The following is a 13,189-nucleotide window of genomic DNA, read 5'->3' on the forward strand; positions in this document are numbered from 1 at the left end:
TAGTCCTGGGCAAGTCGCTTGACAATAGTCACCGCGCCGCGCGCCGGAGGGGGCGTAGCATCCCGTCACATGGCACCCGTCTCGCCGACCGTTGCCCGCTGGGAGCTGGTGCTTCGGCTTCGTGAACTGCGGGAACAGCGCGGCTTCGACTCCGCGGGGTTCGCCGGGCGGGTGGGCTTCACCCCGGCCAACTGGTCGCACGTCGAGAAGGGCAGGCGCGTGCTCACCGCCAAGACCATCGGCCCGGTCCTCGAACTGCTCGACGTCGACGCCGAGGAACGGGTGGAACTGCTGGCCCTGCTGGAGGCCAGCAAGCAGCGCGGCTGGTGGGCGAAGTCCTCGGCGCTGATCGGACCCGAGCTGCAACGGCTGTACGGCATGGAATACGGCGCGCAGAGCATCCGCAGCTACGACAGCCTCGTCGTGCCCGGCCTGTTGCAGACCGAGGACTACGCGCGTGCGCTGATCAGCGCCGATGTGATGATCCGCCCGGTCCAGGTCGAACAGTTGGTCGCGATCAGGATGCGGCGCCAGGAGCGGCTGCGCGGCGCGGATCCGGTGGAGCTGACCGCCGTGTTCGGGGAAGGCACGCTGTTGCAGCAGACCGGAGGTCCGGACGTGCTGCGCGGACAGTTGACCTATCTGGCCGAATTGATCGAGGAACTGGACACCGTGGAGGTGCGGGTGATCCCGTTCGCGGCCACCGCGGGCGCGGTGCTCGGCGGATCGAGTTTCCACCTCATCGACTTCGCCGGCGAGCAGTTGCCTACGTTCGGCTGGGTGGAGAGCGCGGTGTTCGGCGGGGCGGTGGAAGACCCGGATCTGGTCCGCGATCTGCGCTTCGCCTACCTGCGGGCGATGGAGCAGTCGCTCTCGCGAGCGGACTCATTGGCCCTGATCAGGCGCTATTCCCGCGTGTAAAATCCTGCCCATGGCCAGCACCGTACGGCCGGTACGCACCGGCTGGTTCACATCGACCAGATCGAACAACGGCAACCAATGCGTCGAGGTCAGGTTCGATGGTGATGCGGTGCTCATCCGGGACAGCAAATATCGCCGCGACCCGGCGAACCGCCCCGCCGGAGAGCCCGTCATCACCGTCACGGCAGCCGAATGGACCGCGTTCCTCGACGCGGTGCGCACTCACGGGCGATCGGACGGCGAACTGAGCGCGCACCCCGCAGCCGATGGGCACACCGCACTGACCTACGGCGGTGTCACCCTCGTCTATACACCGGAGGAGTGGGATGCCTTCCTGCTCGGCGCGCATGACGGCGAATTCGATCGGGTCGTCTTGCCCGCTTGATTCCCCGTAGGGCGCACACCCACCAACGCTCGGCCGGAGGCGGATGAGCGGCCTCGCACGTTCCCCGCGTCGATCGCTGCGACCAGGCTCGGAAGGACGGCTCGTGGTCCTCGCCCACGGCCGACGGGCGCGCTTGTCGGCATACTGGACACCGTGACTTCCGAACTGACCCGTCCTTCCGGTATCGATCTGTCCTACCTCGACGAGGACGTGCGGGTGCAGGACGACTTGTTCGCGCACGTCAACGGCAAGTGGCTGGCGCAGCATCAGATCCCCGCCGACCGGGCGGTGGACGGCGCCTTCCGCGCGCTGTACGACCAGGCGGAGCTGGATGTGCAGGCGATCATCCAGAATGCCGCGGCCACCGACGCCGAACCAGGCAGCGAGGCCCGCAAGATCGGTGACCTGTACTCCAGCTTCATGGACACCGACGCGGTGGCCGCCGCCGGGCTCGCGCCGATCGCCGCCGAACTCGCGGCGATCGCCGAGGTCGGCGACAAGGGGGCGTTCGCGGCGCTGCTGGGCCGGTTGCAGCGCACCGGCATCGGTGGCGCGGTCGCCGTTTACGTCGACACCGACGACAAGGACTCCAACCGCTATCTCCCGCACGCCACCCAGTCCGGCCTCGGCCTGCCCGACGAGTCGTACTACCGGCAGGACGAGTTCGCCGAGATCAGGGCGAAGTACATCGCGCACATCGACCGCATGTTCGCCCTGGCCGCCGCCGACCCGCAGGTCGCAGGCCTGCTGCCGGACGAACTCGGCACCGTCGGCGCGCGCGTGTTCGAGCTGGAGCGGAAACTGGCCGCAGGCCATTGGGACGTGGTGCGCAGGCGGGACGCCGAGCTCAGGTACAACCTCACCACCTTCGAGGCGCTGGCCGCCGACAACCCCGAGTTCGACTGGGTCGCGTGGACCGACGCGCTGGCCGAAGGCGTGGACGCGTCGGGGCCCGAGCTGTTCGCCGAGCTGGTGGTCAACCAGCCGGACTACGTGCGCACGTTCGCGCGGCTGTGGGCCGAAGAGCCGCTCGCGCACTGGCAGGCGTGGGCGGCTTGGCGAGTGCTGCGTTCGCGTGCGCCGTACCTGACCGACGCCGTGGTCGAGCAGAACTTCGACTTCTACGGCCGCACGCTCACCGGCGCCCAGGAAAACCGGGAGCGCTGGAAGCGCGGCGTCACGCTGGTGCAAGACCTGCTCGGCGAGGCGGTCGGCAAACTCTATGTCGCCGAACACTTCCCGCCGGAGGCCAAGGCGCGCATGGTCGAGCTGGTGGCCAATCTGCAGGAGGCCTACCGCCGCAATATCGCCGAACTGGAATGGATGGGCGAGGGCACCCGGGTCGCCGCGCTGGCGAAGCTGGAGAAGTTCACCCCGAAGATCGGCTACCCGGACAAGTGGCGGGACTACTCGGGCCTCGTGATCGACCCGGCCGACCTGGTCGGCAACTACCGCAGAGGCTACGCGGCCGAACACGATCGGGATCTGAACAAGCTCGGCGGTCCGGTCGACCGCGACGAGTGGTTCATGACCCCGCAGACGGTCAACGCCTACTACAACCCGGGCATGAACGAGATCGTCTTCCCGGCCGCCATCCTGCAGCCGCCGTTCTTCGACATGAACGCCGACGACGCCGCCAACTACGGCGGCATCGGGGCGGTGATCGGCCACGAGATCGGGCACGGCTTCGACGACCAGGGCGCGAAGTACGACGGCGACGGCAACATGGTGGACTGGTGGACCGACGAGGACCGCGCCGAATTCGCCAAGCGGACGACCGCTCTCATCGAGCAATACGACGTGCTCTCCCCCAAGGAGTTGCCGGACGAGCACACGGTGAACGGCCAGTTCACCATCGGCGAGAACATCGGCGACCTCGGCGGCCTGTCCATCGCGCTGGAGGCGTACAAGATCTCGCTGGGCGGCGCCGCCGCGCCGGTGATCGACGGGCTCACCGGCCTGCAACGGGTGTTCTACGGGTGGGCGCAGGTATGGCGCACGAAAGCCAGGACGGAGGAGGCCATCCGGCGCCTGGCCACCGATCCGCATTCGCCGCCGGAGTTCCGCTGCAACGCGGTCGTGCGCAATATCGACAGCTTCCACGAGGCGTTCGGCGTCGAACCCGGCGACGCGCTGTATCTGGAACCCGCTGAGCGTGTGAAGATCTGGTGATTCCCGGCGCCGAGGCTGTCCGTTGCGACCGTCTCGGCCGCGCTGCGGTCAGCGCAGGCGGTCCCCGGTCGCGGCGTCGAAGAAGAAGACGTCCTCCGCCCGGGGCCGCAGGTACAGCCGGTCACCGAGCCGCACCTGGAAGCGGCGGTCGACGCGCGCGACCACCTTCCCGGATCGGCTGCTCCAGTCCGCGGCGATGCCGTGGCTGTAGACGAACGACTCCGCGCCGAGTTCTTCCAGCAGCTCGGCGTCGACCGCAAGGCCGTCGGCGGGTTCGGCGGTGACCTCCCATGACTCCGGCCGTACCCCCACCACCACCCGGTCGCGGGATCTCGCGGCGGGCGGCAGCGGAACGCGCAGGTCGCCGAGCCCCGCCGCACCGTCGCGCACCGGCGCTTCCAGCAGGTTCATGCCCGGCGAGCCGATGAATTCCGCGACGAAGGTGTTCACCGGATCGTCGTAGAGCACGCGCGGCGCGGCGATCTGCTGCAGCTTGCCTTCGCGCAGCACCGCCACCCGATCGCCCATGGTCATGGCCTCGACCTGGTCGTGGGTGACGTACACCGTGGTGGTGCCGAGCCGCTTCTGCAAGGCCGCGATCTGCGCGCGCGTGCTCACCCGCAGTTTCGCGTCCAGGTTGGACAGCGGCTCGTCCATGCAGAACACCTGGGGCCGGCGGACGATGGCGCGCCCCATGGCGACGCGCTGCCGCTGCCCGCCGGACAGCCGGGCGGGTTTGCGATCGAGCAGGTCCTCGAGCTCGAGCAGCTTCGCCGCCTCGCGGACCCGCACCAGCGTGTCGGTCTTGTTCATGCCCGCGTTGCGCAGGGCGAAGCCCATGTTCTGCGCGACGGTCATGTTGGGATACAGCGCGTAGCTCTGGAAGACCATCGCCACGTCCCGCGCCCGCGGCGGCAACCGGGTGACGTCCTTGCCGCCGATCAGGATGCGTCCGCGCGCAACGGATTCCAGCCCAGCGAGCATGCGCAGGCTGGTCGACTTGCCGCATCCCGACGGACCGACGAGCACGACGAACTCACCGTCGGCGATGTCGAGTTCGAGCTGGTCGACGGCCGGTGCCTGCGCACCGGGATACCGGTGCGTCACGCTGTCGAACTGCACGGTGGCCATGCTTGTCGGTCTCCTCGGGGACGGGCGCTACTTCGGCAGCTTGGGCGTGATCTGCCGATCGATGATCGCTTGCAACTGGCTGGTCACGTTCGCGAACGTGGCGGCGACGTCGGCGTTGCGCAGACCGATCTGCTCCAAGCCGGTGCCGATGATCTGGTCACCGCCCGGCACGAAGACGCGGGCGTAGTCCTGCGACTTGGTCAGCGGCAGCTGATCGATCGCGACCTTCGAGTTCGGATTCTTCGCCAGGAAGTCCCGCTGGCTGGGATCGTCCACGGCCGACTTGCGCACCGGCATGTAGCCGGTGCCCTGCGAGAAGTACGCGGTGTTCTGCGGGTTGGTGACGAACTCGATGAACTTCAGCGCGTTCACTTTCCGCTCGTCGGACAGGCGCGCCGGAATCGCGAGGCCCGCGCCGCCGGTGGTGACGCCGGGTCCGTTCGGATGCGGGAGGAAGGCGGTGCCGACGGTCAACTTGCCCTCGGCGTTCTTCTGGATGCCCCGCAGGTCGCCGGTCGAGGCGATCGTCGAGGCGATCACGCCGGTGCCGAAGTCCACCGCGATCTGCGGCTTGATGCCCGCGTACTTCTTCGTGTTGATCATGTCGCGCAGGAACGTGCCCGCCGCGATGGTGCCGGGATCGGTGAACTTCAGCGTCCAGTTGTCCGAATACGCGCCACCGAAGGTCCAGTTCGGGCCTTGGAAGGTCCAGGCGAGGTAGTTCTTCGCATCGCCCCAGCCGTGCGCGAGCTTGCCCTCCCCGACCACCTCTTGCAGCTTCGGCCCCCACTCGTCGAACTCCTGCCAGCTCTGCGGACCGCGGTCGGGCAGGCCGGCCCGGTTCCACACGTCCTTGTTGTAGTAGAACAGCGGGGTCGAGCGGGCGTAGGGCAGCGCGTAGTGCTTGCCGTTGAACTGGTAGTCGGCGACCAGCGAGTCGACGTAGTCGTCCAGCCGCACGCCCGCGTCGGCGAAGTGGCCGTCGAGCGGTTCGATGGTGCCGTTCAGCGCGTAGTTGAACCACCAGACGTCGGACAGCACCACGATGTCGGGCAGGTCACCGCCCGACAGCGCCGCGTTGAACTTCTGCGACACCTCCTCGTAGTTCTTGCCCGCGTCGACCAGGTGCACGGTCAGGTCGGGGTGCTTGTCCTGGAAGCGACGGATGAGCTCGGCCTCGAGTTCTTTCGATGTGCCCGGGTGGTTGGACCAGAAGGTGAGGGTCTTGGCGTCGCCGGATTGTTTGCCGCCGCCTCCGGTGCCCGCGCACGCGGTCAGCGCGGCGCCCGCCGTGAGCGCGCCGGTCAGCCCGAGGAATCCGCGCCGGGTCAGCGCGGGGAACTGTGCAGTGGACACGTGGTTTCTCCTTGTCAACCCTTGACCGCACCGGAGGTGAGGCCTTTGATCATGTGGCGTTGCAGCACCAGGAAGACCACGAGGATCGGCAGCATGGTCAGCAGCGTTCCCGCCATGACCGGTCCCCAGTTGGTGACGCTCGGGTTCTCGGTGTTCTGCAGCAGGGTCAGGCCGACCGGCAGGGTGGCGACCGTTGTGTCGTCGGCCATCAGGAACGGCCACAGGTATTCGTTCCACTCGGTGACCAGCGTCACCACCGCGAAGGCGACCATGGTCGGCCCGGACATCGGCAGCACCACCCGGGTGAGCAACCGCCACCAGTTGGCGCCGTCCATCCGCGCCGCCTCGATCACCTCGGAGGGCAGCGAGAGGAAGTGGTTGCGCATGAGGAAGGTTCCGAAGGCGACACCGCAGAGCGGAATGATGATGCCCTGGAACGTATTTCGCCAACCCAGCTGAGCGATCAGCGCGTAGTTGGAGATCACGGTGATCTGGTTGGGCACCATCAGCGCCGCGATGATCACCAGGAACACCACCGTCTTGCCAGGAAAGCGCAGGAACACCAGGCCGTACGCGCTGAACACGCCGAGCACGAACTTCACCGCGGAGACGATGCCGGTGATGATCAGCGAATTGCGCAGGAAAGTCCAGAACGGCAACGTCGTTGTGGCCTCACGGTAGTTCTCCGGGTGCCAGCTGTGCGGCCAGTACACGGCGGGCTGCACGTAGATGTCCGGCCGCGCTTTGAACGAGGTGATGAAGATCCAGAACAGCGGAACGCCCACGATGATCAGCACGCACGCCATCGCGCCGTAGCCGAGCAGCGTCACCGCGCGCTGTCGATTCACTGCTGCCCCCGATCCATGACACGCACCTGCACCAGCGTCACCATCAGCAGCACCAGGAACATGATGGTCGCCACGGTCGCGCCGTAACCGGCCCGGAAATTGCGGAAGGACTCCTGATAGACCTGGTAGACCATGGTCGTGGTGCCGGTGCCGAGCGGTCCGCCGCGGGTCATCACGTTGATGATGTCGAAGACCTGCAGCGAATTCAGCAGCACCGTGATGGACAGGAAGAAGGTCGTCGGGCGCAATTGCGGCAGGAGGACTTTGGTGAACGTCGTCCAGCGGCTCGCGCCGTCGATCTGCGCGGCTTCCATCAGGTCGGCCCGGATGCCTTGCAGCGCGGCCAGATAGATGACGAAGGCGTAGCCGAGGTTCTTCCAGATGTAGGTCACCGTCACCATGAACAGCGCCCAGCGCGGGCTCTGGTAGAAATCCGGCACCTCGTGCACGCCGAGCCGGTGCAGCACGTCTTGGACCAGGCCGAAACTCGGATCGAAGATGAACTGGAAGGCCACGCCGATGGCGGCGCCGGAGATGACGAACGGCGCGAAGATCGCCGAGCGGACCACGTTGCGGCCGAACAGCTTCCGATCCAGCAGCAGCGCGAGCGCCAGACCGAGCGCCATGCTGCCCACCACCGCCGCGAGGGTGAACACCACGGTGTTGGTGACGATGTCCCAGGAATCCGGCCTGCTCCACCATTCGCGGTAGTTGTCGAAACCGACGAAGGTGGCGACCGGATCGGAGATGTTCCAGTCGAACAGCGACAGCCGGATGTTGTCGATCAGCGGCCGGTAGACGAACAGCGCCAGAAGCGCGAGGTTCGGCAGCACCAAGACGAGGAACAGGGCGTGGTCCCGCCAGGGGCGGTGCCGCAGACCGCGTCCCGGTGGCTGCGGCAGTACTCGCTCCGGCCTGGTACGCACGGCGGTGACTCTACGGACCGGAGCAAACAGCCGGTTACGTTCGCCCGCCGCCGCGCTGAACTTCTCGCGCACGGGCCAAGTAGAGCAAAAGCCGAACACTACGATCGGCTACTTCGAGCAATTGATCGTAATGTTCGGCTTCGCGCCGATCAGGGGTTACCGAATGATCAGTTCCAGTCGCCGAGACCGTCGCTCGCGCTGAGCGTGCCGCCCTGGGTGTTCTGCACGATCACCGGGTCGCCGCGACGCGCGTTCTCGAAGAACCACTTGGCGTCCTCGGTGCTGACGTTCAGGCAGCCGTGGCTGGCGTTGGACACGCCCTGCTGGGCGACCGACCACGGGGCCGCGTGCACGAAGATGCCGCTGTTGGAGATGCGGGTGGCGTACTCGACCTCGAGCTTGTAGCCCTCGGGGTCGGTGACCGGAACGCCGTAGGTCGACGAGTCCATGGTCATCTTGCGCAGCTGCTCGCCGACGATGTAGGTGCCGTTCGGCGTCTCGTGCTTGGGCTTGCCCATCGAGGTGGGCATCTCCTTCACCACCTCGCCGTTGCGGGTGACGGTGATGGTGTGGGTGGTGTCGTCGGCGGTGGTCACGAAGGCGTCGCCGATGCGGAACGAGCTGGTGGTGCCGCCCGCCTGCACCTGCACGTCGGTGTTGTCCGGCCAGAACTCGTCCGGCCGCCAGCGCACCTGCTTGTCGCCGCGCCAGTAGAAGTGTCCTGGCGCAGGCTTCGAGGAGGTGATCTTGATGGCCTTCTCGGCGGTGGCGTGGTCGGTCACCGGTTCCTTGAAGGTGATGATGATCGGCTGTGCGACGCCGACCACCTCGCCGTCGGCGATGTTGATCGAGGGCGGAGCGAAGTTCGCCTGTGGTTCGGGCTCGGTGGCGGCGGCGGCCGAGCCGGTGCCGATCCCCGGGAGCGGTTCGGCCTGGGCAGGCGCGACGAGCAGAACACCGGCTGCCGCGATCGCGGCGGACAGCAGGACGCCCTCGCGCATCCGGCGGGCTAGCCGCGCTCCCTTGCGATGAGCAGGCGACGACCCGGTGTGCAAAGCGGCATGCATAGGTTTCTCGTCCATTCCATCTCTCGCGCGCACGCGTACGCCGCGCAGCGAGATATTTCATTTCAGCACGGTGCCAGAAGAGCGCCCCACTGGTATCGAGGGCCCGACCCGTCGTCCATTCCTACCGTCCCGGCGCGTGTGGAAGCTACCGGCGTTTCAGAATGATTCGGCACACGCGCTTGTAGTGGTATGGATCACAAAGACGTCGATCGGGTATCGAAGCGGGCAAATCTGCCGGTCACGACGGATCGGGCGCTCCGCGGCCGGAGGCGTTCGATTCCCGAAAGATGGCTCACAGCAAACTCATTAGTGACGAAGCTCACTGATCACGTCGAACGAAATCGGACGATGCGGACCGCTCGCGATATTGTGCGGCACGGAGAGCGGGACCGGTCCGCGCGCGTACCGCGGGGTGAGTCGCAGGCGTACCCGCGCGAGGATGGTGGCCAGCGCGATCCGCAACTCGTAGTCCGCCAGGGCCGCGCCCACGCAGCGCCGATGGCCGCCGCCGAACGGCGCGAACTCGAACGGCCGGTAGCGGCGCTCCACGAAGCGTCCCGGGTCGAAGCGTCCCGGGTCGGTCCACACTTCGGGATCGGAGTGCAGCAATGGCACCGCTATCCCCACGGTGTCGCCGGGCGCGAGCCCGACGCCGCGCAGCGTGAAGGGCTCGGTCAGCCGGCGCAGAACGATCGGCACCGGTGGGTGCAGCCGCAACGTCTCCTGGCAGACGGCGTCGAGGTAGGGCAGCGCGGCCAGCTCCGCGGGGCCCGCGTCCCGACTCGCGTCCCGCAACTCCCGCCGCAGCCTGCCCAGTGCCTCGGGTGCGCGGTGCAGCCGGAACAGCGCCCAGACCAGGGTGGTCGCGGTGGTCTCGTGCCCGGCCACGAGCAAGGTGCGGATCTGCTCGCACAGTTCGTCGTCGTCGGGGTAGACGGACAGCAACAGATCGAGCAGGTCGGCGGGCGATGCGGCGGGGTGCGCGCGCCGGTGTGCGATATCGGCTCTGATCAGCCGATCCAATCGCTCGCGCGCGGCGCGGAACCGGTCCCACGGACCGTGCCCGTGCAGCCCGCGGCGCAGAGCGGGCACCAGCAGCAACGGCCCGGAGAACGCCGTGAGGAAGTCCCTCATCGCGGCGGTGTATTCCGCTTGCCGCCGCGGGTCGCGCGCACCCGACACCACCGTCGCGATGACGCGCAGCGTGAGGGCCCGCGCCGCCGCCCGCGCGTCGATGCGCGCGCCCGTCGCCCACCGCTGACCGCTCTCCCCGGCCAGTTCCCGCTCGGTGGCTTCCTGGATCAGCTCGCCGTGCTCCCGTACCCGGGCACTGTGCAAGGCGGGGGTGAGCAGGGCGCGGTCGCGGCGATGGCGCTCGCCCGAAGCCAGGATCATCGAGGCGGCGCCGACCATGGGTTCGATCGGATTCGGACGCGGCGGCTCGGAGCCATCGACCGGCAAACGGAACAGCTCGCTCGCGCCGACCGCCGTCCCGGTGAACAGCACCGCGCCGAAACCGGGAAATCGAACATAGAACGGGTCGCCTTCCCGCGCCCTGCGCCAGTGGAAGTACCGGTCGAAATCGGCCCCTGCGGCCAACGCGTGCAGTACGGTCGCGCGCGGCACACGCGGTCCGCCGCGGCGGGCACCCGCCTCGGTTCGTGGCATGCGCACCTCCATGTCGAGAACACGAGGCCGCGGCCGCGGCGGTTCGCCGCTAGCCCGCGGTCTGCTTGTGCTTGCGCACCGTCGCCTGCGCCGTCGCCGCCAGCCGCGCGAGCCTGGCGTCGCCGAGCGCGGTCACCATGCTGCCGAGCCCGTTGGTGACGAACGCGATCGACATGCCGAGATCCGGATCGGCGTAGGCGCCGGACCCGCCGACGCCGTAGTGGCCGAACGCGTGCCGTGGCTGCTGCTTGGACATCAGGACCGGGCGGTGGTAGCCGAGCGTGAAGTGGATCGGCACGCCGAGCACGTAGTCCCGGCTGTGCGTCGGCTGCACCTGGCTGATGGTCTCGATCGTCCGCGGGGCCAGGAACCGCCCGCCTTGCTCGGGGCCGCGCGTCTTCCGGTCCGAACCGGTCGGGTGGACCATGCCGCCGTTGGCCAGCGCGCCGTACATCCGCGCCAGGGCGCGCGCGGAGAACACGCCGTTCCAGCCCGGCATCACCGAGTCGTGCACGCGGGGATCGCGGACCAGCTCGTCGAAGCTCTCCGGCATCCCCGCCTCGGCCAGCCCGCGCACCGGCCGCACCCAGGACAGCACCGAGGAGGCGGTGTTCCAGCGGACACCCGGCGGGCCGAGGTGGCGATAGATCTTGGCGATCCGGTGCCGTTCGGATTCCGGAACGCGGAACCAGTACTCGTCCAGGCCGAGCGGCTCGGCGATCTCGGTGCGCAGCACCTCGGTGAACGGCGTTCCCGTCGCTCGTTGCACGAGCTCGGCGACCAGCCAGCCGAAGGTGATCGCGTGATAGCCGGAAGTGCGGATGCGGCGGGGGTCCGGCGGGCTGTCGGCCAGCGCACGGACCACGGCGTCGTAGTGCAGGATGCCTTCCCGCCCGGGAACCAGGCCGCGCACCCGGTGCAGACCGGCGCGGTGGCAGAGCACGTCACGGACGGTGATGTCGTCTTTGCCGTGCGCGGCGAACTCCGGCCAGTACTCGGCCATCGGGATGTCGTAGTCGATCAGCCCGCGTTCGGCCAAGCGGTGTACGACGGTGGACGCAACGCCCTTGCCGGTGGAGAAGGTCAGCGCGACGGTATCGCCGTTCCAGCGCCGTTCCTTGTCCGCCCAGCCTGCCCAGATGTCGACCACGGGCTTGCCGTCGAGGTAGACCGCCAGCGCCCCGCCGCCGCGAGCGGGCTGGGCGAACAGGCCGAAGAACTGATCGGCCAGCCGGATGAAACGCGGATCGACCAGCATCTCGTGCGGCGCGGCCAGCTTCCCGCCTGGCGCATCGGCGGGCTCGAAATCGTCCGCCGCCATTGCCGAAACCATGGGGTCACCTCCTGACCGCCGTTATCCGGGCTGGTCAACCAGGGTAACCCGTTCAATGGGTCTGCCAGAGCCCAAAAGGCGTCGCAATGCACGCGTCGCCGCTGTCGGCGTTCCACGCGAAGGCCGCCGCGCCCAGGCAGACGACCGCCTGCTCGGCGGTCTCCACCCCCGCTCGCGACCCTTCCAGCGCGATCGAGATCGCGAACGTCCGCACGCCCGGCGCTGTGGTCGAGGTCATCGCGACGGCATCAGGGCCGAAGCCCAGCGCGACGGGAACCCCGCCCGCGCCCTCGCTCGCGCCGACGCCCCCCGCCGCGCCGATGCCGATGGCCGTCGCGCCCGAGGTCGCGTTGGCGTAGCCGACCCCGTCGATCCCGCTGGCCGTGGCGAGGCCGTAGTCATCGGTCGCCGCGCGGCAGGCCGTCTCCCCATTGATGCGGGTGATATCGGTTCCGCCTTCCGATCGGCAGTGCACGTCGGCGGCGGCGGCCATGCCAGGGACGACCAGGGAGCCTCCGATCGCCGCGGTCGAACACACGATTGCGCTGATCAGCTTCACCGGGGGGCTCCTTCCACACCAGAAATCCCACCATACCCAGAGCCATTGGCCGCGATTCGTTTCCGGCTCCGGCTCGACGGGCGCTCGGTCGATGGTGTATTCATGGCGTGGTATTTCAAGCGCAGCCAAGGCAACTTCGGATTACGGGGGCGTGAGTTCGCCGGCGTTACAGCTCGGGAGGACTGTACGTGTCTCGTCAACTGACCTGGGGGCGTCTCGCCTTCGCCGGACTGGCCGTCGCGGCCGGATTGTCGCTGGTCGGCTGTACGTCCACGGTCAGCGGTACCGCACAGCCCGCGGTGGACGGGACGATCGACGCGGTGTCGGTGACCAACACGCCGAAGCCGTCCTCGGGCAAGCCCACGCCGAGCACCGGCAAGCCGACGACGAGCAAGCCGAGCGGAAGCACCGATTTCGACGCGAGCATCGGCGACTGCGTGAAGCTCGGCGGCACCACCACCAACGCCACCATCGAGAAGGCGTCGTGCGGCAGCCGCGAGTCGAACTACAAGGTGATCGCGAAGGCGGCGAAGAGCTCGCAGTGCAGCAGCGACGCCGACAACTACTACGCCGAGACGATCAACGGCATCGAACAGGGCGCGCTGTGCCTGGACATCGACTGGGTGGTCGGCGGCTGCATGGACGTCGGCGGTGACGACCCCAAGCGCATCGACTGCACCGGTTCGTCGCCGGTGAAGGGCGTCAAGGTGGTCAAGCGCGTGGACAGCGCCGACGACGTGAACGTCTGCGGCAGCGGCACGGGATACGTCTACGACAAGCGCCGTTTCGTCATCTGCGTCCAGGAACTCTGAGCCGGACTTCC

12 protein-coding genes are annotated in these 13,189 nt (G+C 68.1%); 4 read left to right on the forward strand and 8 right to left on the reverse strand.

The window, feature by feature from the left end:
• The first annotated feature begins 69 nt into the window (after positions 1 to 69).
• The 3 genes from ACWDMM_RS20695 to ACWDMM_RS20705 all read left to right on the forward strand — a co-directional run bounded on the left by ACWDMM_RS20695 (position 70) and on the right by ACWDMM_RS20705 (position 3,478).
• Complete coding sequence (locus ACWDMM_RS20695; RefSeq protein WP_195079555.1) at positions 70 to 921, forward strand: Scr1 family TA system antitoxin-like transcriptional regulator; 852 nt, start codon at positions 70 to 72, stop codon at positions 919 to 921.
• A 10-nt stretch (positions 922 to 931) separates the two neighbouring features.
• Complete coding sequence (locus ACWDMM_RS20700; RefSeq protein ID WP_195079554.1) at positions 932 to 1,306, forward strand: DUF397 domain-containing protein; 375 nt, start codon at positions 932 to 934, stop codon at positions 1,304 to 1,306.
• Positions 1,307 to 1,459: 153 nt separating this feature from the next.
• Positions 1,460 to 3,478: a M13 family metallopeptidase gene (locus tag ACWDMM_RS20705; RefSeq protein WP_195079553.1), complete on the forward strand. Its 2,019-nt coding sequence runs from the start codon at positions 1,460 to 1,462 to the stop codon at positions 3,476 to 3,478.
• Between the two features lie 48 nt (positions 3,479 to 3,526).
• On the opposite strand, the gene ACWDMM_RS20710 is transcribed toward ACWDMM_RS20705, so the two are convergent.
• The 8 genes from ACWDMM_RS20710 to ACWDMM_RS20745 all read right to left on the reverse strand — a co-directional run bounded on the left by ACWDMM_RS20710 (position 3,527) and on the right by ACWDMM_RS20745 (position 12,366).
• The gene (locus tag ACWDMM_RS20710; protein ID WP_357106829.1) at positions 3,527 to 4,609 is read right to left on the reverse strand and encodes an ABC transporter ATP-binding protein; all 1,083 of its coding nucleotides are present in this window, start codon (positions 4,607 to 4,609) and stop codon (positions 3,527 to 3,529) included.
• A gap of 27 nt (positions 4,610 to 4,636) precedes the next feature.
• Positions 4,637 to 5,965, reverse strand: coding sequence for an ABC transporter substrate-binding protein (locus tag ACWDMM_RS20715; protein ID WP_357207517.1), 1,329 nt, complete (start codon positions 5,963 to 5,965; stop codon positions 4,637 to 4,639).
• Positions 5,966 to 5,979: 14 nt separating this feature from the next.
• Positions 5,980 to 6,771, reverse strand: coding sequence for a carbohydrate ABC transporter permease (locus ACWDMM_RS20720; RefSeq protein WP_449938956.1), 792 nt, complete (start codon positions 6,769 to 6,771; stop codon positions 5,980 to 5,982).
• A 38-nt stretch (positions 6,772 to 6,809) separates the two neighbouring features.
• The gene (locus ACWDMM_RS20725; protein WP_357106823.1) at positions 6,810 to 7,739 is read right to left on the reverse strand and encodes a carbohydrate ABC transporter permease; all 930 of its coding nucleotides are present in this window, start codon (positions 7,737 to 7,739) and stop codon (positions 6,810 to 6,812) included.
• A gap of 167 nt (positions 7,740 to 7,906) precedes the next feature.
• A complete protein-coding gene (locus ACWDMM_RS20730; RefSeq protein ID WP_449938921.1) occupies positions 7,907 to 8,806 on the reverse strand; it encodes a L,D-transpeptidase in 900 nt (299 codons plus the stop codon).
• A gap of 306 nt (positions 8,807 to 9,112) precedes the next feature.
• Complete coding sequence (locus tag ACWDMM_RS20735; protein ID WP_357207514.1) at positions 9,113 to 10,474, reverse strand: cytochrome P450; 1,362 nt, start codon at positions 10,472 to 10,474, stop codon at positions 9,113 to 9,115.
• Between the two features lie 49 nt (positions 10,475 to 10,523).
• The gene (locus ACWDMM_RS20740; RefSeq protein ID WP_323124365.1) at positions 10,524 to 11,795 is read right to left on the reverse strand and encodes a serine hydrolase domain-containing protein; all 1,272 of its coding nucleotides are present in this window, start codon (positions 11,793 to 11,795) and stop codon (positions 10,524 to 10,526) included.
• Between the two features lie 64 nt (positions 11,796 to 11,859).
• Complete coding sequence (locus ACWDMM_RS20745; RefSeq protein WP_195079546.1) at positions 11,860 to 12,366, reverse strand: DUF6764 family protein; 507 nt, start codon at positions 12,364 to 12,366, stop codon at positions 11,860 to 11,862.
• Between the two features lie 188 nt (positions 12,367 to 12,554).
• Here ACWDMM_RS20745 and lppU point away from each other — a divergent pair, with 188 nt between their 5' ends.
• On the forward strand, positions 12,555 to 13,178 hold the full coding sequence (lppU, locus tag ACWDMM_RS20750) for an LppU family putative lipoprotein (RefSeq protein WP_195079545.1): 624 nt from the start codon (positions 12,555 to 12,557) through the stop codon (positions 13,176 to 13,178).
• Positions 13,179 to 13,189 lie beyond the last annotated feature (11 nt).

Source organism: Nocardia sp. NPDC003726, from assembly GCF_053586955.1.